The sequence below is a fragment of the Mesorhizobium sp. P3_A9 genome (genome assembly GCF_056402975.1).
Genome location: NZ_JBFUGJ010000665.1, coordinates 1 through 1,490, shown reverse-complemented (window position 1 = coordinate 1,490; position 1,490 = coordinate 1). Strand labels below are relative to the sequence as shown.

The window sequence follows — 1,490 nt, the reverse complement described above, 5'->3', positions numbered from 1 at the left end:
GGATAAGGCGGAAGCGGAAGCAGAGTTGCCGCCGTCGCGACGGCGGGTGATAGCTGACGTCACGACCGAAAAGCTTTGCGACATCCTTTCCCACCAGGATTGCGGCATAGGGCTCTTCCGTGACGAACTGTCCGGTTGGATCGGGGCAATGGAAAAATATGGTGGTCGCGGCGTCGGAGCGGCACAGGACCGTTCGGTGTGGCTGAAGGCTTTCGCCTCCCAACCCTACATGCAGGATCGCAAGTCCGAGACACGCAATATCAGCATGATGTCGGCCTCAATCCTCGGCGCAATCCAGCCGGCTCGCCTGCAGGAAATGCCACAATTGGAAAGCGATGGTCTGCTGCAGCGGTTCCTTCCGGTCATGATGTCGCCGGCTGGGATCGAGCGGGACGATCCAATTGATCCGGCTGCACGCGACCGGTTTGGTGATGTGCTGGCACAACTTGGGCGAATGGCTATCCCCACTACGTTTTGCCTTTCTACCGATGCCAGCCGGGCTTATCTCGATTTCGCTCGGAAGATGACCGAGGTTTCGACACTCTCGGATCCCTCGCCAGATTTCGGAACCTTCCTCGGCAAACAAGCGCGCACGCTCGGCGCGCTCTCACTGCTGTTTCACGCCGTCGATGTCACTGAAGGCAAGTGTCGCTCGTACGATGACGTTCAAGCCGAAACGGTGGAAAAGGCGCGGGAGATCATTGAGGGTTTCATCATTCCGCATGCATGGCACTTCTACGCAATGATGAACCGCAAGGCACTGCAGGACGTGCAAGCAATTGCAGGCGCACTGGTCAAGCTTGCTGGGCAGGGGGTCAAGCGGATCAGCCCGACCAACCTCCATCACGCCTGCCGCGCCGTTCGAGGCATGAGCCTGCAAGAGGTTCAGCGGGTACTTGTCCCCTTCGATGTCAACGGCTGGGTCGTGCCTGAAGACTGGTCGCCAACCAACCGACACTGGTCGATCAATCCGCAGCTAGCAGGTCGGTTTGCTAGCGAACTGGCAGAACAAGCGCGCCGCGCACAATGGGTCATAGAGCGGATAACCCGCAACGCGAGGTAAGTCTGGCGAGAAAAATGCAACCTGTAGTGCGAAATGTGACCAACGTGACCTCGCGCGAGAGAAATCGGGAAATCTTAAAAGGCTTTTTCTTCTTTCGGGCGCCTTTGCCCCACACGCGCGAGGTCACGTTGGTCACACTGCTAGGAGACGGCACCTGATAGGTCGGATCGCCACCACCGGCTTTGATCCCTTGTGGCACTGGTTCGACGAGTGCTGTATTCTGATCCCACCATGCCACATGCCAAATTGAACATACGGCAGGAGCGGTTTTGCCTCGGCCTGGCCGAGGGCCTATCCCAATCTCGCGCGTATATCGAGGCTGGTTATGCGTCGCGCGGCAATGCTGCTGAGGTGGAGGCATCGAAGATGGTCAGGTTGCCTAAGGTGGCCGCCCGCGTTGCCGAGTTACAAGGGCAGGCCGCAAGAC

2 protein-coding genes are annotated in these 1,490 nt (G+C 58.6%); both read left to right on the top strand.

What is annotated here, in order from left to right; all coding sequences use genetic code 11:
* A partial coding sequence (locus AC1DX0_RS35810) for a DUF3987 domain-containing protein (protein ID WP_477359213.1) occupies positions 1–1,063 on the top strand: 1,063 nt, incomplete at its 5' end.
* Between the two features lie 231 nt (positions 1,064–1,294).
* Positions 1,295–1,490, top strand: a 196-nt coding sequence (locus AC1DX0_RS35805; RefSeq protein WP_477359210.1) for a terminase small subunit, incomplete at its 3' end; no start/stop codon positions are given.